Genomic DNA, 20,425 nt, shown 5'->3' on the forward strand with positions numbered 1-20,425 from the left:
AAATATAATGTTGCCTGAACTTTTAAAGCCATTAAGCACGCTGAATGTATTAATTGTTGAAGATGATCCTATAGCCCTAGATTTGCTTAGAATTCCTCTTGAGCGTCGTTGCAAAAAAGTAATCATTACTAAGAAAGGTGAGGTTGCTCTAAAGTATTTTAGAAATGAAATTATTGATGTTGTTATTACAGATGTGAAACTTGATGGAAAGTTGGACGGGATTGCAATGGTAAAAAGTATGCGAAAAATTAATCCTAATATTCCTGTAATTTTCATGACAGCTTATAGTGATGAAGAAAAAATTGCTGAAATGGTTAAACTCAATGCAACTTCACTTATTAAAAAGGCGGTGGATCTAGAGGAGCTGTTTGTACTTTTATTAAATATCAACAAAGCCCTTAACAAAGAACAAATTGTGGATCTTGGGCAAGGAATTTTTTATCGGCGCCGAGATAAGTCTATCCTAAAAGGAATTGCAGCATTTGAATTGACAGATAGAGAAAGTAAAATCCTAGACTTACTATTAGAAAATAAAGGCTATCCTATTACCTATGAAGAATTTCATAAAAAAGTATGGAATGGGCAACAAATGACAATGGATTCTTTACGAATGCATATTAATGGTATTAGGCGAAAAACTTACTATGATTTAATTCATAATCAGTCACGCTTTGGTTACAAACTCCAACCTATTTTGGATAAAGAATAAGAATAAGACTTTATATTTTAATACTTAGAAATCTAATCTCCATTCTGTATATCCAGTCGCTCCACTAGAATTTGCATAGCCCTTTGTAGAACATGCATTGAAACAAAATGCAAAAAGCGTACAAATAATCATTAGAGTTTTTGTCACAACCCTACTCTCTAATATTTTTCAAAAATAATTACTTCGTATGAACTTTGCTTTTTAACCACAGATTTACTTGGTTGATTTGCTTTAAATTTTTCCAAGCTCAAATGTAGCTCTTCAATCTCCCTATCTTGTTCATCCAGTTTATCTTTAAGGCGCATAATAATATCCACACCAGCAAGATTAACACCCAAGTCTCTGGTTAGGCGTAGAATCGTTTTTATTTTATCAATATCTCTTTGGGAATAAAGGCGCATCTTGCCATCTGTTCTGCCTGGCTCAACCAATCCTTCGCGTTCATATTGTCGCAGAGTTTGTGGATGGATGGATAAGATTTTAGCAACAACACTAATTAAATAAACTGGCTCATCATAACTATACATTATAAACCTCTCCTTATAAATATTTTTCTAATGCCTCTTTGAGCGCCTCTGGAAGTGTATCGCAATTAGGCAAAATAATATTTGCCTCTAAATACAAATCCCCATACGCCTTGCTTTTGCGATTATATCCTCCAAGATCTTTAACGCGGAATCTTTGAGCATTTTTAGTATTTTTTGGCACTTTTAGTGTGATAGTTTTTCTCAATGTTTCAATCTCTACTTTACCGCCAAATAAAGCAACCTTTAAAGGCACATCAAAGTGCATTGTCAAATCATCACCATCTTGCGCATATTGTGGATGGGAGGCAACGCTGACTTTTAAGAGCAAATCTCCACTCTGCCCCCCTATACTATTCCCCTTGCCTTTTAAGCGAATTGTCTCCCCACTTTTTACGCCGGCTGGAATTTTAATATCATAACTATTATTTTGGATATTAATATTATGAACACCCCCTAAAAGCGCGGTTGCAAATGGAATTGTAATTTGCGCATTAATATCAAGGCTAGGTCCTCTTGAGCTTCTAAAACCGCCAAAATCTCCAAAACTAGCCCCCCCAAAGCCACTTTGAGAAAATCCTCCCTGCGCAAAACCACCTCCAAAAATTTGACTTAAAATATCATCTAAATCCATGCTTCCATGAGAGCGTGTAAAATCGTGGAAGTTTTGCCCACCAAACATAGAATCTCCAAATTGATCATATTGCTTGCGTTTATTTTCATCACTTAAAATCTCATAAGCAGCGTTAATTTCTTTAAATTTATCTTCAGCTCCAGGTTCTTTATTGATATCAGGGTGATATTTGCGCGCAAGGCGACGATAAGATTTTTTAATCTCATCAGCACTTGCATTTTGTTCTACCTCTAGCGTTTCATATAGGCTTTTTGACATTTGCTTTTTCCTTAAAAATTTTTATAAAACTTTTAGTGTATTATATTATAAAACTTTAGCTTATGTCAATCAACTTTATTTTGCTTTTTTGAAATGCTATAATTCCGTCTTTTGGAGAAAACTATGGAATATCCGCTATTATCTCTTAGCGCAAGTGCTGGAAGTGGCAAAACTTATGAACTCACAAGGCGCTATTTGAGTCTTTTAATGCAAGGAGCAAAACCTTCTAATATCCTAACTCTAACCTTCACAAAAAAAGCGGCAAAGGAAATGGAAGAGCGTATTTTGCACAACCTTAAAGAGCTTTATTATAATAAAAATAATAGAGATTATATAAAAGAATTTGAGCTTATTTCTATAAATAAAACCTTGCAAGAGCCAGACTGGAAAAATATAGAAAACAAAATCAATAGCGTATATCACGAGTTTTTGCGCCAAGATTTAAAAATCACAACCATTGATGCATTTTTTCAGAAAATTTTAAAAAACTTTTGCTGGTATGTGGGCGTGGAATATGATTTTGAGCTTCAAGAAGAGGATTTAGATTCCATTTGCGAGATTTTTTTACAAAATTTAGATAATTCTACTTTTAATAATCTCTTAAATCTTTGTTTTGGTGAGCAACAAAATTTAGATTCAATTTTGGAACTTTGCGTGTTTTTGGACGCGTTTAAAGAAAGTTTAGATAAGACACTTTTCACAAAAGCTATTATGCAAACAACTATAAATTACGAAATGGAATCCTTAAAATATACACAAAAACTTCAAGAGACTTATTTTAATTTTTACGGAAAAAAGACAGATAAACTAGATTGTAACAGCTTTCAAGAATTATTAAAAAAAGGCAAAACTTGGCTCACAAAGGCAACATTGCAAGAATATAGGGGTTTTTCTAAAATCCCTTTTAATCAAAGTGATTTTGAGCAATTAAAACAATGTGTAATCTATACCCTAAAACAAAGAGAATCGAAGTATCTAGACGCTTTATTTGCAATCTTCCAATCTTATTTGATAGCCAAAGAGCAATTTTATAAAAACAATAACACACTTAGTTTTAATGCAGTAACTTCAAAGGTGCATACACTTCTAAAAGAAGGGCTTGTTAGCAAGGATTTTTTATATTTTCGCCTTGATAGCACACTTAGTCATATTTTAATTGATGAGTTTCAAGACACAAGCATTCTACAATATAGCATCTTAAAGCCCTTAATTGATGAAATTAAAGCTGGTGTTGGACAAAAAAATTTTACGCGGAGTTTCTTTTATGTAGGCGATATTAAACAATCTATTTATCGCTTCCGTGGTGGTAATCCTGAGCTTTTTAAAATCGCAAGTTCCGGAATGCAGCAACTCAACTTAAAGCATAATTATCGGAGTTCTATTAGTGTTGTAGAGTTTGTGAATCAAACTTTTAAAAAGGTGATAGAAAATTTTATCCCACAAACTCCAAAGTCTAGCAGCAAGGGATTTGTAAGTGTAAAAAGTTATGAAAAAGATACACTTTATCAAGGCGTATTAGAAACTCTACAAAAGCTTAAAGCAAAAGGAATCAAAGAGGATTCCATTGCGATTTTAGTGTTTGATAATAAGGCGGTTGTGGAGCTATCGCAACTCTTGCAAGAACAAGATTATAAGGTAGTGATTGATACAAGCGCAAAGCTGGTTAATCATAATGAAGTGCGTGCAATTTTAGAGTTCTTAAATTTTATTATCACGCAAAATAATCTGCACAAAAATGCGTTTTTTATGCTTTTGGGCTTAAAAATGGATTCCGCATTTGAGACTTTTGTCCAAAGTATACAAGGCTTTAAAGCCCCTGCACAAATGATTTTAAAAATAATGGAGCATTATAATATTGCAAGCTTAAGTGCTAAAAAATTCCTAGAATCCACGCTAGAATACCACAGCCTTATGGAGCTTTTAGAAAACATTGAAAAAAAGTCTTTAGATATAGTTTCTAGCGATATTTCTGGAATCCGTATTATGACAATCCATAAATCCAAAGGATTAGAATTTGAAAATGTGTTGATTGTGGATAAATCAAATCACAACAATGCAAGACGTTCTAAAATATTTTTTGAATTTGATGAAAATGGAGTAGATATTAAGCATATTTTTCAATACAGCAATCCTGTGCGTCAAAATTTAGATTTTACCTATGCAAATGCTCTTACCAAAGAAAAAGTCCTAGAAACAAAGGATTTAAAACATCAACTCTATGTAGCCCTAACTCGCGCTAAAGAAACAATGCACATTTTAAAACTTAGCGAACAAGGTGCATTTGTGGATTTAAGCTTAGAAGATTCCACTTATGGAGTATTACAAGTTAAAAGTCAATCTGAAATCTCTACACAAAACAATGCAAGTTTTTATCATATCACGAAAGAAAAGCCTAGCCTAGAAAATCAAGGTCGGCAAAGGGATATCCACACTTCGACTTCTCCACAATATGAATCAAATCTCAAAGGAATTTATTATGGAATCGCTTTGCACTTTGCGATGGAGCAAAAGTTAAAGCTACAATTAAATGATGCCCTACTCTTAGAGATTTTAAACAATAAAGTTGGATTTTATTTAGATTTTAAAGAGTTAGAAAAGATTGTTGCACGATGTAATTTAATCTTAAAAAATCAAAATTTTATTGAAATTATAACCAAAGGCAAGGTAAAATGCGAAGTTCCTTTTTTATCAAATGGCAGAGAAAAACGCCTTGATCTTTTAATCGAAGGAGAAAACTCTGCTTGGATTGTGGATTACAAAAGTGGCAAGCAAGATGACTCTCACGTAGAACAAGTGCGTGATTATATGGAATCTGTGCAGCAAATGCTACACAAAAAAACTTATGGCTATGTTTTTTACACACAAGAAGCGCAAGAAGGAAAACTTATTGAAATCGCATAAAGGAGAAGTATGGAAGTGGAAAGCAAGAGTGGTTTTTTAGCTACACTTAGCAAAATAACACAAAGTGAATCTTTTGCTGGAATTTTATTGCTTTGCTGTGCAGTTTTAGCAATGATTGTTGCAAATTCCCCATTGGGTGAAGCTTATGCAACACTTTGGAAAACGCAATTTGGCTTTAGTATTAATGGAACATTTATAGGAATGAGTTTAGAACATTGGATTAATGATGTTTTGATGGCATTTTTCTTTTTGGTTGTAGGCTTAGAAATTAAACGCGAAGTGCTTTTTGGAGAGCTTGCAGGATTTAAAAGAGCAGCATTACCCATTATCGCAGCACTTGGAGGAATGATTGGACCAGGTATAATTTATTTTACATTAAATGGAGGAACTCCTTCTGAGCACGGATTTGGTATTCCTATGGCAACAGATATTGCCTTTGCACTTGGTGTTTTAGCAACACTAGGAAAACGAGTTTCAGTTTCTGTCAAGGTATTTTTAGTGTCTTTAGCAGTTGCTGATGATTTAGGTGCAATTATTGTTATTGCGCTCTTTTATTCTAGCGGAATCTCTTTTGCTTGGCTTGGCGTATCCGCTGGAATTGTAATTTTACTTATTATCTTAAACAAGCTTGGGGTAAAAGCCTTAACACCTTATATGATTTTAGGTGTATTTTTATGGATTGCAGTGCATAGTTGCGGAGTGCACGCTACTATTGCAGCAGTTGTATTAGCCTTTACAATTCCAGTCGCTCCTAAAATTGACACAATGCATTTTATGGAAAAAATCACAAAGATTGTAGATCATTTTAAGCAAGCCGAAAAGGAAAAATATGGAATCCTTTTGCAAAATGAGCAAATCCACGCATTAAGCGAAATTGGCAATCAAAAAAAAGCGGTGCAAAATCCTTTATTGCGTTTAGAACACGCGCTTGCACCTTATAGTAGCTTTGTTATTATGCCTATTTTTGCCTTTGCAAATGCGGGGGTTACTATCGGATCAAATATTGATTTTAGCGTAGATCATGTATTTCTTGGAATCTTTTTGGGGCTTGTAATCGGTAAGCCTGTAGGAATTTTTCTATTTACATTTTTGGCGGAAAAACTAGGAATTGCAACGCGTCCAACAGGCGTAACTTGGACGGAAATCTTTGGCGCAGGCGCATTAGGTGGAATCGGATTTACAATGTCAATGTTTGTAACAAATCTCGCTTTTTCTGGAGAACACGCCCTTATTGCTACTGATGTTGCGAAAATTTCTATTTTAATTGCTTCACTAACTGCTGGGATTTTAGGGAGCATATTTTTTCTTGTGCGCGATAAGATTACGCATCATTAAGAGCTTTTGCTCTTAATGGAAAAGCTTTACAATTAAGCTTAATTTTCTAAAATTACTCCACATTCTAAATGTTTTGTATGAGCGAATTGGTCAAAAAATGCTGCGTGTTTAATCTTATGTGTTTGTTTGAGAATATCTAAATCTTGTGCTAAAGTAACTGGATTACAAGAGATATAAATAATCTGTTTAAAACGCTTTAAAAACGCACACACTTCCAATCCAAGCCCACAACGCGGAGGATCCACAAAAACACTCTTAAAATTAAAAGTGTTTAAATCAATGTGCTTTAGGCGATTAAACTCCCTTTTACCATTTAAGGCTTCTATGCATTCTGCTCCACTTAATCGCACAGAATAAATATTTGGAATCTGATTTGTTTCACAGGCAAACTTTAAAGCATTAATAGAAGTTTTAGAAACTTCAGTGGCTAGGACTTTACCAAAGCAAAAAGATAAGGGAATTGTGAAGTTTCCACAGCCACAATACATTTCTAGCAAATCTCCACCCTCCTTTAAATGTTCTAACACCCAAGTAATCATTTGCTGATTTATAGTAGCATTTGGCTGACTAAAAGCTCCTTCATTATAACGATAACAAAATTGCTTACCTAAAATCTCTAGTGTTTGCATTAAATAATCTTTTTCTAAAACTAACTTCACTCCACGCGAACGCCCCACAATCTCAAAGTGGAATCCTAAAAACTTTTCTAGTTTTAATTGTAATTTTTTTGCTTCTTGTATCCAAGATTCTTCTAATTTTCTATGGTAAATTAATGTTAAAAGTAAAGCATTATTTTGGTTGGCGAGAATTTCTAGACTAAATAAACGCTCCTTAAATGCGTTAAAGTCTTTAGAGTTTAAAATCGCCAAAAGAACAGGCAGTGTTTTTTGAATATTTGGCAACAGATTTTGACAATTTACAATTTTCACAAAGCGTTCTTTTTCTCCACGCATCGTGTAAAAAATCTCTCTATTATCGTGGTAGATACCAAGCTCTGCACGCGCCCTAAAATGAGATTGCTCACTTTTAAAAACTTCAAAATCCTTAAAATTTAAAAGACTTGAAGCAAAATTAATTTTAGACTCCAATGTGATTGCATTGCAACCACCACATTTGCCTAAATATTTACAAACTAACGCCATTGCTACCGAAAACTTTGCACTAAATTCATTGTCAATAGATTAAAGCCATCTACTAAAATAAAAATTAAAATTTTAAAAGGCAAAGAAATCATTGTAGGGGGCAACATCATCATACCCATTGCCATAAGAATAGAACTAATTACCATATCAATGACTAAAAAAGGCAAATAAAGTAAAAAGCCAATTTGAAAAGCTGTTTTCATTTCACTAATAATAAAAGCAGGTAAAGCAATACTTAAAGGCACATCTTGTGCAGTTTGTGGATTTTCAAGATTACGAATTCTATAAAAAAGAGCTAAATCTTTTGGGCGTGTATTTCTAATCATAAAATCCTTAAAAGGCTGTGAAGCACGCAAAAATGCTTCATCATAAGGAATCTCTTTTGCAATATAGGGCTTTATACCCTTTTCATAACCTTCTTTTGCCACTGGCTCCATTATAAACATGGTTAAAATTAGCGCAAAAGACACCAAAAGTTGGGTAGGTGGAGATTGCTGTGTTCCCATAGCAGTGCGCAAAAAGGAAAAAACAATCAAAATCCTAGCAAAACTTGTTGCCATCAAAATCAAAGATGGAGCTAAAACAAGTAAAGTTAGAATCACAACGATATTTAGTGTTGTAACCAAATCTCCTGGTTCTGTGGGTGCACGAAGAGTTAAATCCACAGTAGGAATCGTAGGTGCTTGTGGTTCAGGAGGTGCTCCAAAAAGCAAAATAACACCAATGCAAAGAATAAAAACTAGGCGTAGCACTAAGGAATCCTTGCTTCAAGCACTTCTATTTGCTTACTTGTGTTATTTTCTAATTGCTTCTTTTCAATGATTTGTTCCAAAATACTTTGTGATTTTTGCAAATGTCTATCATTAGGATAGAATCTAAACTCTACACGGCGGTTTTTTTGACGATTTTCTTTTGTTGTGTTTGGTAGAATGAAATTTGTAGCACCATTGCCCAATGCTGTCATTTTCTTTGGATTAACACCATTTTCTAACAACACTCGCTCTACTCCCAAAGCCCTAAGTGCACTTAAACCTATATCATCTTTAAATTTTGGAGTGGGCGAAATTGTGCGATTATCCGTATAGCCAATAACATCTAAATGTAGCGTGGAAGGCATTTTTTGCAAAATCAATGCAAGCCTTTTTAAAAATAAAACTTCATCGGCATCATTGAGTGTGATTTCCCCCTCATCAAAAAGAAGCTTTCCACTAAAGCGCAAGATAAAGCCTTCACTTCCTTCATCTATAATGTTTGAAGGACCTAAGGAAGTTTTAACATTTTCCTTGAAATCTAAAATTGCACTTTCAATCAAACGCACTTCTTCGGCGGTTTCTGGCTCAACGGTAATATCTGCTTGTTGCTGAATTCTTGTATTGTCTGGCTCAATTTTAATCCCGCCACTAAGCAGTGATAATGAACCTTTTAAACTAGACTCCGCTTCTGTTAGCTTTTTAGCATCAAAAGTAACCATCGATAAAAGCAAAATAAAAAAGGTAAGAATGAGCGTAACCATATCTCCATAAGTCCCAAGCCAAAGTGGTAGGACATTTGGGCAATCACAAGGTGGACAGCGTTTTGCCATTTTTTACTCAAATTGACTAACGCGTTGATTTGGTGGCAAAAATGTTAGCAACTTTGCTTCTAAAGCACGCGGATTATCCCCTGCTTGAATAGACATAATCCCTTCAATAATAAGCAACTTAACTAAAGCTTCATCATTTGCTCGAATCATTAAAATATTTGCAATAGGAGAGCCAACAACATTTCCAATAAAAGAACCATAGAAAGTTGTAAGAAGCGCAACAGCCATTGCCGGACCAATAGAAGCAGGATCAGACATATTTAAAAGCATTGCAACTAAACCAATAAGTGTTCCAAGCATTCCATATGCTCCTGCATACGCTGCCCAAGTATCAAAAATACCAGCATTTGACTTATGCCTATCAAGCGTTCTATCCATATCAGTTTCTAATAAATCACGAATACTATCAGGTTCAGCACCATCAATTGCCATATTTAACCCGCGTTTTAAAAACTCATTTTCTTCTTGATTGGATTGTTGTTCTAGCGATAAGATTCCATCGCGTCTTGCCTGCGTTGAGTAATCTACAAGCTTTTTAATAAGAGCTGGAACATCAAAAGTTTGTGGTTTAAATGCAATCATAAAAAAAGTAAATGCTTTTTTCATGCTTTCCATTTTGTAACCAATTAGCAAACTTGTGATAGATCCGCCAACCGTAATTAAAATGGAGGGAATATCAAAATAAGGGCCAATCCCAACCCCTAACATCATCGCTGTTCCAAGCAAAATAAAAGATAGCGACATCCCTACAACTGTGCCTAAATCCATTCTTCTCTCCAAATTTACTTCAAGAAACTTTTAAAAAATGTCCTAATTCTAAACTTTATTGTGTTAAAATAAGATTAAATTAACTTTAAAAAAATGGAATAATAATGGAAAATAACGCCTTATCAATCGTAATTCTAGCTGCTGGAAAGGGAACAAGAATGAAGTCTAGCACCCCAAAAGTGCTGCACAAAATCTGTGGTAAGGAAATGCTATATTATAGCATTAAAGAATCTTTACGCTTGAGTGATGATGTATGCGTGGTATTAGGGTTTGAAAATGAAAAAATCCAATCCAAAATGAAAGAATATTTTGGTGATAAAATTCGTTTTTTGTTTCAAGATTTGCAAAATTTCCCTGGCACTGGTGGTGCACTAAAAACTTATCGACCAAGATATGAAAAAGTTTTGGTGTTAAATGGTGATATGCCATTAATCCAAGCAAGTGAGCTAAAACAATTTATACAAATAGATGCAGAAATTATAATGAGCGTTCTAGATTTACCAAATATTAGCGGATATGGACGCGTTGTAATTAGCAAAGGCGAAGTTAAAGAAATTATTGAAGAAAAAGATGCAGATTCTAAAACTCTAGCTCTTAGCACCTTAAATGCTGGGATATATTGTTTTAAGGCTCAAATTTTGGATTCCTATATCTCAAAGCTTAACAACAATAATGCTCAAAAAGAATATTATCTCACCGATATTATTTCTCTTGCTCGTAAAGACAATATAAAAATCGTTCCTCTCTTTGTAGGACTTGAAGATTTTAAAGGTGTTAATGATAAATTAGATCTCGCCAATGCTGAAGAAATTTTAAGCCGCCGCATTAAAGAATTTTGGCTAAAACAAGGTGTAATTATGCGACTACCTGATACGATATATATAGAAGAAGGTGTGGAGTTTAGTGGCGAATGCATCATAGAAAATGGTGTGAGTATTTGTGGAAATTCTAAAATTATAGAATCTCACATCAAAGCGCACAGCGTGATAGAATCTAGCGTTATTGTAAAAAGTGATGTGGGACCTTTAGCGCATTTACGCCCACAAAGCGTGCTAGAAAATACACATATTGGAAATTTTGTAGAAGTAAAAAAATCTACTCTAAATGGTGTAAAGGCTGGACATTTAAGCTACATTGGTGATAGTGAAATTGAAAGTGGTACAAATATTGGAGCCGGGTTTATCACTTGTAATTATGATGGGAAAAATAAGCATCAAACAAAAATTGGAAAAAATGTATTTATTGGTAGCGATTCTCAAGCCATTGCTCCTATTACCATAGAAGATGATTGTATTGTTGGAGCAGGAAGTACAATAAGACGAAATCTAAAAAAGGGAGAGTTGTTTATCACTTGTGGTAAAGAGATTATTAAAGAGGGATTTTTTTATAAATTTTTCAATAAAAAAACATAAAATAACAAATGTTTTAAAGGCTAAGAGCAATGCAAATTAAACTTAATGGAAAAATCATAAATACGGAATCTAAAAATATTTTAGAGCTCTTGTTGGAATATTCAATAGAACGCAAAAGCATAGTTGTTGCTGTGAATATGGAAATCATCAAACAAGAAAAATGGCAATCTTATACAATAAAAGAAAATGATACGATTGAATGTTTAACCTTTATGGGTGGCGGTTGAAATACATAAAGTTGGAATTTTTTTAAATCAATTTATTTTAAGGAAAATTATGAACATCAAGACTTCAATTATCGGAGTTAGTGGATATACAGGCTTAGAGCTAGTCAAACTTCTACTCACACACAGGCATTTTACACTCTCTAGTCTTTATGCAAGCGAGAGCCATCGAGACATTGCAAGCTTGCACCCTAGTTTAAAGAGCGTTATAAACCTTCCTATCAAAGAGGCAAACAAAGAAAAAATTGCACAGGAATGCGAACTAGCATTTCTTGCCTTACCGCACCAAAAAGCAATGGAGTATGCAAAAACTCTATTAGAAAAAAATATCAAAGTTGTTGATTTATCAGCAGATTATCGTTTGAGCTTAGAAAAATACGAACAATATTATTGCTCACATAGTGATAAAGAAAATTTAAAAAACGCAGTGTATGGTCTTGTGGAATACAATCGTGCAGAGATTTCCAAAACAAACCTTGTTGCAAATCCAGGTTGTTATCCCACGGCAACTCTGCTTGCACTTTTGCCTTTTGCAGAATATCTTGATAACACGCAAAGTATTTATATTGATGCAAAAAGCGGTGTAAGTGGCGCAGGCAAAAAACTAGTGCAAACTTCACATTTTGCGACAATCAATGAAAATCTTTTTGCTTACTCACCTATTAGCCATCGCCATTCTCCAGAAATTAACGAACAATTAAAAAAAATTAGCAAGATCCAATTAAAAACACTTTTTGTTCCCCATTTAATCCCACTAACACGCGGCATGTTAGTTTCTATTTATGCGCGTTTAAAAGAAAAGATCGATCCTCTTAAAATTTTACACGAGCGTTATAAGGATGAGCCTTTTATCAGAGTGCGTGAGAGTTGTGCGCAAATTAAGAATGTCGCTGGAACGCATTTTTGTGATATTTATGCAAAAGTTGATGAAAAGGATTTGTTTATCACTTCTAGTATTGATAATCTCTTGCGTGGTGCGAGCTCACAGGCTCTTGCAAATGCAAATTTAATGTTTGGGCTTGATGAAAGCTTAGGGTTACCAAAAATTGCGTATGCACCATAATCCTATCATTATAGAAAAAAATGCGATTTTTATCGCTGATTCTCATCATAGCAGCTTTTATCAAAACACTTTAGATAGCTTATTTATTGAACTTTTAGAATCCAAAAAACGACAAATTTTTCTCATGGGAGATATTTTTGATTTTCTTGTTGGATTAGTGCCACAAAGCATTAAAGACAACCAATCCACACTAGAACTTTTAGAGCAACTTGCACTTAAACACAAAGTGTATTATTTGGAAGGTAATCACGATTTTTTGCTAAAAACGATTCCATATTTTAAAAATATTCATTGCTTTCCTTTAAATAAACAACCTGTTTTGTGCCAATTTAACAATAAAAATGTCTATCTTGCACATGGAGATATATTTTTAAGTTGGCACTATAAACTTTTCTCAACTATTATCCGCAATCCCCATCTTTTAACTTTTTTAAATCTTTTTTCAAAAATTTTATATTCTAAAATCATAGATTTTTTAAAAAACAAAAGCATTAAAAAGAAAAGAGCAAATATATATTATTCTCAGGATTTTGCACAATTTGCACAAATACGCATAAAAAAATATATTAGAAAAATGTCCATTCCTAGCAATTCTTACATCATTGAAGGACATTTTCATAAAGGCAATCTTGCAAAGAGCCAAAAGATTAATTATGTAAGTCTGCCCTTTTTTGCTTGTAAAAAAAAATATTTTATTGTAAAATGCGCCGATAATTGTTTAACCCTAAAGGAGTCTTAAAGTGTCAAGCTTTGAAAAAGATGATACCCTAAAAGTGGGAACCAATGAAATGGAGTTAGTGGATTTTAGAATTCATAAGCTTGAAAAAGGTAAGCAGTATGAAGGGGTATATGGCATTAATGTTGCTAAGGTTAATGAGATTATCCGCTTGCCTGAACTCACAGAATTACCGGGTGTTCCAGACTACATAGAAGGAATATTTGATTTGCGTGGAGTCGTTATTCCTGTAATTAATCTTGCAAAATGGATGCATGTAGAAATTCCCAAAAACAAAAAAATTAAACCGCGTGTGATTATTGCAGAGTTTAATAACATTATGATAGGTTTTATTGTTCACGAAGCAAAGCGTATTCGTCGTATTAACTGGAAAGATATTGAGCCTGCGCATTTTAGCTCTTCTGCTGATGCCACAATGGATAAAAACAAAATCACTGGTGTAACTAGAATTGAAGGCGATCAAGTCTTGCTAATTTTAGATTTAGAAAGCATCGTGCAAGAACTAGGATTCTACCAGCCAGAGATTAGCTCAGAGAGAACCTATAATAAATTTAGCGGGCTTGTTCTTGTCTTAGATGATAGTTCTATTGCTAGAAAAATTATTAAAGAGTTTTTGGAAAAAATGGGCTTTGATGTTGTAGAAGCAAATGATGGAGAAGCAGGACTACAAAAGCTTGAGAAGCTTTATGAGACTTATGGTGATAATCTTATGAAAACTTTAAAGATTATCATTTCAGATATTGAAATGCCACAAATGGATGGATTTCATTTTGCAGCAAAAGCAAAGGAGGATCCAAGATTTTCTAAGATTCCTATCATCTTTAGCTCATCAATTAGCGATAAGTTTAGTGAAGATCGTGGCAAAGAGGCAGGAGCGGAATCCTATCTTGTTAAATTTGATGGTAACAAGTTTCACGATGAAGTCTCAAGAATTATCAATAAATATTACAATGAAAATTGATTAAATTTTGAAAGGAAAGGTATATTATGGATGAAATGCAAGAGATACTAGAAGATTTTTTGATTGAAGCTTTTGAAATGATTGAACAGCTAGATCAAGACTTGGTTGAATTAGAAAACAACCCGGATGATTTAGATTTATTAAACAGAATCTTTAGGGTGGCGCACACAATTAAAGGTTCCGGTTCATTTCTAAACTTTTCTGTACTAACACGCTTAACGCACCATATGGAAGATGTTTTAAATAAGGCAAGACATGGGGAATTAACTATTACTCCAGATATTATGGATGTTGTTTTGGAATCCATTGATTATATGAAAAAATTGCTTAATGCAATTAGAGATACAGGCACAGATGGAAATACAGGATTAGAAGGCGATATTGATGGCACAATTCAACGTCTAGATGCAATCTCAAAAGGTGAAGCTCCAAGTATTGCAACACAAACAGAAAGCATCTCTGCAGAAGAATCTGCATCTACACCAATTGAAGAAGAACCAGAATTAGATTATGCAAATATGTCCCCAGAAGAGGTTGAAAAAGAGATTGAACGATTGCTTAATAAACGCCAAGAAGAAGATAAGCAAAAGCGCGAGGCAAAACGCGCAAAAGGTGAGCTTGGTGATATTCAAGCACCGGGAGAAATTGCTGCTGAAGTAACTTCAAGCGTTCAAAAAGTAGCCACTCCAACTGCCACCAATACATCAAAACCAGCTCAAAAAGCAGAGAGTGCAACGCCAAAAACGGCTTCTCGTTCTAGTGGCGATGATAGCAAAGCTCCAGCGACAGCAGTTGAGCAAACAATCCGTGTAGATGTAAAAAGACTTGACAGCTTAATGAATCTTATTGGTGAGCTTGTTTTAGGCAAGAACCGTTTAATTAAAATCTACAATGATGTAGAAGAACGCTATGAAGGGGAAAAATTTCTAGAAGAGCTTAATCAGGTTGTCGCTTCTGTATCTATGGTAACAACAGACATACAATTGGCGGTTATGAAAACAAGAATGCTGCCTATTGGAAGGGTGTTTAATAAATTCCCAAGAATGGTTCGTGATTTATCAAGAGAACTTGGGAAAAATATCGATTTGATTATCACAGGAGAAGAAACAGAACTTGATAAATCCATTGTAGAAGAAATTGGTGATCCACTTGTTCACTTGATTAGGAATGCATGCGATCACGGAGTTGAATCCAAAGAAGACAGACTCGCCGCTGGAAAAAGTGAGCAAGGAACAGTCAATCTTAAAGCCTATAATGAAGGAAATCATATTGTTGTAGAAATCAAAGATGATGGACATGGTATGGATCCTGAAATTCTAAAATCCAAAGCTGTGGAAAAAGGCATTATTAGCGAAAGAGAAGCTGATACAATGACTGATAAAGAAGCATACTCTTTAGTCTTTAGAGCTGGGTTTTCAACCGCAAAAGTCGTTACAAACGTTAGTGGTCGTGGCGTTGGAATGGATGTTGTTAAAACAAACATTGAAAAACTCAATGGTATTATTGATGTAGATAGCGAACTAGGTGAAGGAACAACATTTAAATTAAAAATTCCATTAACGCTTGCAATTATTCAATCGTTACTTGTTGGCGTGCAAGAAGAATTTTATGCGATTCCACTTGCCTCTGTTATTGAAACAGTTAGAATATCTCAAGATGAAATTTACACTGTTGAAAATAAAAGTGTATTGCGCCTAAGAAACGAAGTCTTGCCACTTGTGCGTTTAGCGGATATTTTTGGTGTGGATTCTGTATTTGATAACTCTGAGCAAGCCTATGTTGTTGTGATTGGTCTTGCAGAAAATAAAATTGGTGTAATTGTCGATTTTCTAATTGGACAAGAAGAAGTCGTTATTAAATCGCTTGGATCTTACCTAAAAGGTACAGAAGGAATTGCTGGAGCTACAATTCGTGGAGATGGTAGGGTTACTCTCATTGTAGATATTGCTGCAATGATGCAAATGGCTAAGAATGTAAAAGTGAGCATTAGCAAACTAAAACAAGAAAGTGAAACCAAAAAAGAGAAAAACTCCCCAAGTGATTACAGAGTTTTAATTGTAGATGACTCTATGACAGATCGTAATATTATGAAAAAATCTCTTAAACCGCTTGGTATATCTATTACCGAAGCGACAAATGGTGTAGAGGCTCTTGATATTGTTAAAAATGGAGATAGTAATTTTGATGCAATTTTAATTGATATTGAAATGCCAAAAATGGATGGCTATACGCTTGCTGGAGAGATTAGAAAATACGCTAAATTTAAAAATTTACCGCTTGTTGCTGTAACAAGTAGGACAAGCAAAACAGATAGAATGCGCGGAGTGGAATCGGGAATGACAGAATATATCACAAAACCATATTCACCAGAATATTTAATGAATGTTGTAAAGCGCAATATTAACCTAACAATGGAGGTAACAGAATAATGAGTAATCAATTAAAAGATGTTTTACAAAAACAACAAGAACAAAAAAAGCCTGCCACTGAAACTGAAAATATTATCCAGCTTGTTGCTTTCGTTGTAGGCACTGAAGAATTCGCTGTGCCAATTCTTAGTATTCAAGAAATTATTAAGCCTTTAGAATACACAAGAGTTCCTGGAGTTCCAAATTATGTTCTGGGTGTATTTAATATGCGAGGTTGGGTTGTGCCATTAATTAACTTGCGCTTAAAGTTTGGATTACCCTATGAAAAGCCTACGGAAGATACACGCTATATTGTAATTAGGAATCAAGAGGAGCGCGCAGGCTTTATTATTGATCGTTTAACAGAGGCAGTCAGAATCAAAGAATCTGACATTGATCCAACACCTGAAACAATCACGCAGCAAGATGAAAATCTTATTTATGGCGTTGGCAAAAGAGATGATAGGTTAATTACAATTTTGCGTCCCGAAGAGTTACTAAAACGCACTTTTTAATTTTATTTAACAATACTTTATATTGCTTGATATTGCTTGCCACTTAAGATAATGGAATCTAAAAATTAAAATTTAGATTCCATTCTTTGAAATTTCAAATTTAAAAACTTTCAATACATTATATATTTTAGTTTTATTGTTTCAACTCTAAACTCTCTCTTTACTCCATCTCTAATCGCAATAATAACATCTCATTTCCAGCAGAAATAAATACATTCTCACTTTGGCATTTTGGACATTTTGTGTAATTGATACCATGTGCTTCACCAATTGCTCCACAACTCTTACAAGTTAGTTCTACTTTTTTAAAGCTAACATCAAGCTCTGCATTCTCACATTTACTTCCTATTTTAAACTCACTAAATGCACTCTGCAATAACATAGGATTGACTCCGCTTCTCTCGCCAATCTCCACATGCACTACAAGAATCTTGTTTGCCTTATTTTTCTTAGCAATTTTTTCGCAAGATTCTAAAAGTGAAGAAACAATAGAAAATTCGTGCATTTTAACCCTTTTTTAAAAAATTATTGTATTATACAGCTTTTTATTTTGATAGAATTTTACTACAAGGTCAATTAATGCGACATTTTTTAACTTTAGCAGATTTTAGCAAAATAGAGATTTTAGAGATTCTAAAGATTGCTAAAGCGCTAAAAGAAGAAGTTAAATCTAAAAAATACAGCACCGCACTTGCCAATCAAACGCTTGGAATGATTTTTGAAAAAAACTCCACGCGAACACGCGTAAGTTTTGAAACCGGAATTTACCAACTTGGTGGACAAGGCATTTTTCTTTCTAGTAACGATACTCAACTTGGGCGTGGTGAACCCATTAAAGACACTGCTAGAGTGCTTTCATCAATGGTGGATTTGATTATGATGCGCACGCACGGACACGATCGTTTAGAAGAGTTTGCCCACTACTCTAGTGTGCCTGTTATTAATGGATTAAGTGATGATTTTCATCCTATGCAGTTGCTTGCTGATTATCTCACGATGCAAGAATGTGGCAAGGATAAAAATCCTATCGTGGCATACATTGGAGATGGGAATAATATGGCGCATTCTTGGCTAATGCTTGCTTCAAAACTTGGATTTGAATTACGCATTGCTTCTCCAAAAGATTACACAATCTCTTCTAAAATTCTAGAAAAAGCGCACGAGTTTGCCAAAGTTTCTGGTGCTAAAATTATAATAAGTGAAGATCCAAAAGCGGTGGCTATAAATGCTGATGTTATTACAACTGACACTTGGGCATCTATGGGACAAGAAGACGAAAAAGAAGCAAGAAAAAAAGCATTTAAAGATTATTGTGTAGATAATACATTAATGCGTCTTGCAAAAGATGATGCGATTTTCTTACATTGTTTGCCAGCATATCGCGGACAAGAGGTAAGCGAAGAAGTCTTGGAATCTCATCAGAGCAAGATTTTTCAAGAAGCAGAAAATCGCCTACATGCACAAAAAGGAGTGATGGTTTGGCTACACCAAAACCGCTAAAAGCACAAGAACATTATAAAGTCATTAAAAATATGTTAAAAAATACGAATATGGAATCCCTAAATTATGATTCCACACTTAAAGAAAATGAAATTTATTCCCTATTGGATTGCAATAATCAAGAGTTTTATTTGATTCCTAAAAAAACAATGCAAACTCTTATAAACAAATTAAAAAACTTTGAAAATGATAAATATTTGTTTAAACTTAAACAAGAAATTTATAAAAATATGCCTGTAGATTTTGATGATGTATGGTGCATTGCTCTAAATGAAATTAAAGATTACAAAAAAGATCCAAAAGATATTGTTAAACATTTAAAAAAGTGCCACCCCTATCTTTTTCTTAACTTTTTAGACAAACTTAAATAAGCTTTAGGATTTCCATGATTGATTTTAAAAAATTTGCCACTTATTCCAAACCTGGACCGCGCTATACAAGTTATCCTACAGCAATAGAATTTAGTGAAAATTATACTTTAGATTTCTATTTGCAAGACTTAAGATCTGATACAAATCCGCTATCTCTTTATGTGCATTTACCATTTTGTCGCAGTGCTTGTTATTTTTGTGGCTGTAATGTTATTTATACAAGCAAGGAAGAAAACAAAATTCTTTATTTAGAGTACCTTAAAAAAGAGCTTGCATTGCTTGAAAATGCAATGGATACGCAAAAGCCTATTTATCAACTCCATTTTGGTGGAGGAACTCCAACTTTTTTTAGTGCAAGCGAACTCGAATTCTTGATTGCTCTTTTAAAAAAGACTTTTCCAAACTTTTCAGATGATGCAGAAATTGCCTGCGAGATTGATCCACGCTTTTTTAGTCTTGAACAAATGCGGGCTTTAAAAAATGGTGGTTTTAATCGTTTGAGCTTTGGAATCCAAGATTTTGATGAAAATGTGCAAAGAGCAATCCACAGAATTCAACCTTTTTCTTTAGTGCAGGATTCCATTAATATTGCGCGAAACTTTGGAGTAACCTCTATTAATTTTGATTTAATCTATGGACTTCCTTTTCAAACACTGGACACTTTTAAAAATACCTTAGAATTAGCACTTAAGTTAAACCCTGATCGCTTTGCAATTTTTAACTATGCACATGTTCCATGGATAAAAAAAACAATGCGCAAAATTGATGAAACCACTCTTCCAGCACCAGAAGAGAAACTTAAAATCTTGGAATTTAGCATTCAATTTTTGCAAGAAAAAGGCTATAAAATGATAGGAATGGATCATTTTGCAAAACCTGATGATGAGCTTTTTAAATCCATAAGCAAAGGACAATTACGCCGTAATTTTCAAGGATATAGCACAAAAGGCGGCACACAAACTGTTGGAATTGGACTAACTTCTATTGGAGAAGGAAGCGATTATTATGCGCAAAATTTTAAAACAATGCTAGAATACCAAAATGCACTCGATAATGGAATTTTACCTTTTCAAAAAGGAGTTAAGCTTAACGCTGATGATAAGTTAAGAAAGACTGTAATTATGCAGTTAATGAGTAATTTTCGGCTAAACTTCCACGCAATAGAATCGCAATTTAAGATAAATTTTACAAGCTATTTTGCTGACGCGCTCGAAGCCTTAAAGCCCCTAGAAAATGCAGGATTAATCGCGCTAAATAAAGATGAAATCCAAGTTAGTCAAACAGGAATGTTACTAATTCGTAACATTGCAATGCCTTTTGATGCGTATTTAAAGCATATTAATACAAGTCAAAAAGTATTTAGTAAAACCATTTAAAGGACA

Annotated in this window: 20 protein-coding genes; 13 read left to right on the forward strand and 7 right to left on the reverse strand. The window is 34.0% G+C overall.

Going from position 1 to position 20,425, the window contains the following annotated elements:
* The first annotated feature begins 7 nt into the window (after positions 1-7).
* On the forward strand, positions 8-709 hold the full coding sequence (locus IP358_RS04500; RefSeq protein WP_006802392.1) for a response regulator transcription factor: 702 nt from the start codon (positions 8-10) through the stop codon (positions 707-709).
* Positions 710-867: 158 nt separating this feature from the next.
* On the opposite strand, the gene IP358_RS04505 is transcribed toward IP358_RS04500, so the two are convergent.
* A complete protein-coding gene (locus tag IP358_RS04505; RefSeq protein WP_006802393.1) occupies positions 868-1,236 on the reverse strand; it encodes a heat shock protein transcriptional repressor HspR in 369 nt (122 codons plus the stop codon).
* Positions 1,237-1,249: 13 nt separating this feature from the next.
* The gene (locus IP358_RS04510; RefSeq protein WP_006802394.1) at positions 1,250-2,125 is read right to left on the reverse strand and encodes a DnaJ family protein; all 876 of its coding nucleotides are present in this window, start codon (positions 2,123-2,125) and stop codon (positions 1,250-1,252) included.
* A gap of 123 nt (positions 2,126-2,248) precedes the next feature.
* Here IP358_RS04510 and IP358_RS04515 point away from each other — a divergent pair, with 123 nt between their 5' ends.
* Together IP358_RS04515 and nhaA are read left to right on the forward strand one after the other, a co-directional pair.
* Positions 2,249-5,026, forward strand: coding sequence for a RecB-like helicase (locus IP358_RS04515; RefSeq protein WP_040498504.1), 2,778 nt, complete (start codon positions 2,249-2,251; stop codon positions 5,024-5,026).
* A gap of 9 nt (positions 5,027-5,035) precedes the next feature.
* A complete protein-coding gene (gene nhaA / locus IP358_RS04520) occupies positions 5,036-6,361 on the forward strand; it encodes a sodium/proton antiporter NhaA (RefSeq protein WP_006802396.1) in 1,326 nt (441 codons plus the stop codon).
* Positions 6,362-6,399: 38 nt separating this feature from the next.
* Here nhaA and trmA read toward each other — a convergent pair whose 3' ends face one another.
* Genes trmA through IP358_RS04540 form a run of 4 tightly spaced genes read right to left on the reverse strand, consistent with a single transcriptional unit; the run spans position 6,400 to position 9,853 of the window.
* Complete coding sequence (trmA, locus tag IP358_RS04525) at positions 6,400-7,503, reverse strand: tRNA (uridine(54)-C5)-methyltransferase TrmA (protein WP_006802397.1); 1,104 nt, start codon at positions 7,501-7,503, stop codon at positions 6,400-6,402.
* Between the two features lie 2 nt (positions 7,504-7,505).
* Positions 7,506-8,228, reverse strand: coding sequence for a flagellar type III secretion system pore protein FliP (gene fliP / locus IP358_RS04530; RefSeq protein WP_370522951.1), 723 nt, complete (start codon positions 8,226-8,228; stop codon positions 7,506-7,508).
* A 26-nt stretch (positions 8,229-8,254) separates the two neighbouring features.
* Positions 8,255-9,085 (reverse strand): flagellar motor protein MotB, encoded by an 831-nt coding sequence (locus tag IP358_RS04535; protein WP_006802399.1) that lies wholly within the window; start codon positions 9,083-9,085, stop codon positions 8,255-8,257.
* A 3-nt stretch (positions 9,086-9,088) separates the two neighbouring features.
* Complete coding sequence (locus IP358_RS04540) at positions 9,089-9,853, reverse strand: motility protein A (RefSeq protein WP_006802400.1); 765 nt, start codon at positions 9,851-9,853, stop codon at positions 9,089-9,091.
* A gap of 104 nt (positions 9,854-9,957) precedes the next feature.
* Between IP358_RS04540 and glmU the strand changes: the two genes are divergently transcribed.
* The 7 genes from glmU to IP358_RS04575 are packed head-to-tail and all read left to right on the forward strand — an operon-like array spanning position 9,958 to position 17,172.
* Entirely contained in the window at positions 9,958-11,265 is a 1,308-nt protein-coding gene (gene glmU, locus IP358_RS04545; RefSeq protein ID WP_006802401.1) for a bifunctional UDP-N-acetylglucosamine diphosphorylase/glucosamine-1-phosphate N-acetyltransferase GlmU, read from the forward strand.
* A gap of 29 nt (positions 11,266-11,294) precedes the next feature.
* Positions 11,295-11,492, forward strand: coding sequence for a sulfur carrier protein ThiS (thiS, locus tag IP358_RS04550; RefSeq protein WP_006802402.1), 198 nt, complete (start codon positions 11,295-11,297; stop codon positions 11,490-11,492).
* Positions 11,493-11,541: 49 nt separating this feature from the next.
* Complete coding sequence (gene argC / locus IP358_RS04555) at positions 11,542-12,552, forward strand: N-acetyl-gamma-glutamyl-phosphate reductase (protein ID WP_006802403.1); 1,011 nt, start codon at positions 11,542-11,544, stop codon at positions 12,550-12,552.
* On the forward strand, positions 12,542-13,291 hold the full coding sequence (locus IP358_RS04560; RefSeq protein WP_006802404.1) for a UDP-2,3-diacylglucosamine diphosphatase: 750 nt from the start codon (positions 12,542-12,544) through the stop codon (positions 13,289-13,291). Before argC ends, IP358_RS04560 begins: the two co-directional genes overlap by 11 nt.
* 1 nt (position 13,292) lies before the next feature.
* Complete coding sequence (locus tag IP358_RS04565; protein WP_006802405.1) at positions 13,293-14,249, forward strand: chemotaxis protein; 957 nt, start codon at positions 13,293-13,295, stop codon at positions 14,247-14,249.
* A 26-nt stretch (positions 14,250-14,275) separates the two neighbouring features.
* Positions 14,276-16,678, forward strand: a complete 2,403-nt coding sequence (locus IP358_RS04570) for a chemotaxis protein CheW (protein WP_006802406.1) — start codon at positions 14,276-14,278, stop codon at positions 16,676-16,678.
* On the forward strand, positions 16,678-17,172 hold the full coding sequence (locus IP358_RS04575) for a chemotaxis protein CheW (RefSeq protein WP_006802407.1): 495 nt from the start codon (positions 16,678-16,680) through the stop codon (positions 17,170-17,172). Before IP358_RS04570 ends, IP358_RS04575 begins: the two co-directional genes overlap by 1 nt.
* 160 nt (positions 17,173-17,332) lie before the next feature.
* Here IP358_RS04575 and hypA read toward each other — a convergent pair whose 3' ends face one another.
* Positions 17,333-17,677: a hydrogenase/urease nickel incorporation protein HypA gene (gene hypA / locus IP358_RS04580; RefSeq protein ID WP_006802408.1), complete on the reverse strand. Its 345-nt coding sequence runs from the start codon at positions 17,675-17,677 to the stop codon at positions 17,333-17,335.
* 74 nt (positions 17,678-17,751) lie between these two features.
* Between hypA and argF the strand changes: the two genes are divergently transcribed.
* The 3 genes from argF to hemN are packed head-to-tail and all read left to right on the forward strand — an operon-like array spanning position 17,752 to position 20,419.
* On the forward strand, positions 17,752-18,672 hold the full coding sequence (argF, locus tag IP358_RS04585) for an ornithine carbamoyltransferase (protein WP_006802409.1): 921 nt from the start codon (positions 17,752-17,754) through the stop codon (positions 18,670-18,672).
* A complete protein-coding gene (locus IP358_RS04590) occupies positions 18,651-19,043 on the forward strand; it encodes a DUF2603 domain-containing protein (protein ID WP_006802410.1) in 393 nt (130 codons plus the stop codon). Before argF ends, IP358_RS04590 begins: the two co-directional genes overlap by 22 nt.
* 14 nt (positions 19,044-19,057) lie before the next feature.
* Positions 19,058-20,419: an oxygen-independent coproporphyrinogen III oxidase gene (gene hemN, locus IP358_RS04595; RefSeq protein WP_006802411.1), complete on the forward strand. Its 1,362-nt coding sequence runs from the start codon at positions 19,058-19,060 to the stop codon at positions 20,417-20,419.
* Positions 20,420-20,425: the final 6 nt, after the last annotated feature.

It is taken from the genome of Helicobacter winghamensis ATCC BAA-430, assembly GCF_028751035.1.
Classification (GTDB): Bacteria; Campylobacterota; Campylobacteria; order Campylobacterales; family Helicobacteraceae; genus Helicobacter_D; species Helicobacter_D winghamensis.

Excerpts from the sequence above, each read along its gene's own strand:
- IP358_RS04500 (WP_006802392.1), top strand. The coding sequence starts at position 8 with ATGTTGCCTGAACTTTTAAAGCCATTAAGCACGCTGAATGTATTAATT.
- IP358_RS04505 (WP_006802393.1), bottom strand. The coding sequence starts at position 1,236 with ATGTATAGTTATGATGAGCCAGTTTATTTAATTAGTGTTGTTGCTAAA.
- IP358_RS04510 (WP_006802394.1), bottom strand. The coding sequence starts at position 2,125 with ATGTCAAAAAGCCTATATGAAACGCTAGAGGTAGAACAAAATGCAAGT.
- IP358_RS04515 (WP_040498504.1), top strand. The coding sequence starts at position 2,249 with ATGGAATATCCGCTATTATCTCTTAGCGCAAGTGCTGGAAGTGGCAAA.
- nhaA (WP_006802396.1), top strand. The coding sequence starts at position 5,036 with ATGGAAGTGGAAAGCAAGAGTGGTTTTTTAGCTACACTTAGCAAAATA.
- trmA (WP_006802397.1), bottom strand. The coding sequence starts at position 7,503 with ATGGCGTTAGTTTGTAAATATTTAGGCAAATGTGGTGGTTGCAATGCA.
- IP358_RS04535 (WP_006802399.1), bottom strand. The coding sequence starts at position 9,085 with ATGGCAAAACGCTGTCCACCTTGTGATTGCCCAAATGTCCTACCACTT.
- IP358_RS04540 (WP_006802400.1), bottom strand. The coding sequence starts at position 9,853 with ATGGATTTAGGCACAGTTGTAGGGATGTCGCTATCTTTTATTTTGCTT.
- glmU (WP_006802401.1), top strand. The coding sequence starts at position 9,958 with ATGGAAAATAACGCCTTATCAATCGTAATTCTAGCTGCTGGAAAGGGA.
- thiS (WP_006802402.1), top strand. The coding sequence starts at position 11,295 with ATGCAAATTAAACTTAATGGAAAAATCATAAATACGGAATCTAAAAAT.
- argC (WP_006802403.1), top strand. The coding sequence starts at position 11,542 with ATGAACATCAAGACTTCAATTATCGGAGTTAGTGGATATACAGGCTTA.
- IP358_RS04560 (WP_006802404.1), top strand. The coding sequence starts at position 12,542 with ATGCACCATAATCCTATCATTATAGAAAAAAATGCGATTTTTATCGCT.
- IP358_RS04570 (WP_006802406.1), top strand. The coding sequence starts at position 14,276 with ATGGATGAAATGCAAGAGATACTAGAAGATTTTTTGATTGAAGCTTTT.
- IP358_RS04575 (WP_006802407.1), top strand. The coding sequence starts at position 16,678 with ATGAGTAATCAATTAAAAGATGTTTTACAAAAACAACAAGAACAAAAA.
- hypA (WP_006802408.1), bottom strand. The coding sequence starts at position 17,677 with ATGCACGAATTTTCTATTGTTTCTTCACTTTTAGAATCTTGCGAAAAA.
- argF (WP_006802409.1), top strand. The coding sequence starts at position 17,752 with ATGCGACATTTTTTAACTTTAGCAGATTTTAGCAAAATAGAGATTTTA.
- hemN (WP_006802411.1), top strand. The coding sequence starts at position 19,058 with ATGATTGATTTTAAAAAATTTGCCACTTATTCCAAACCTGGACCGCGC.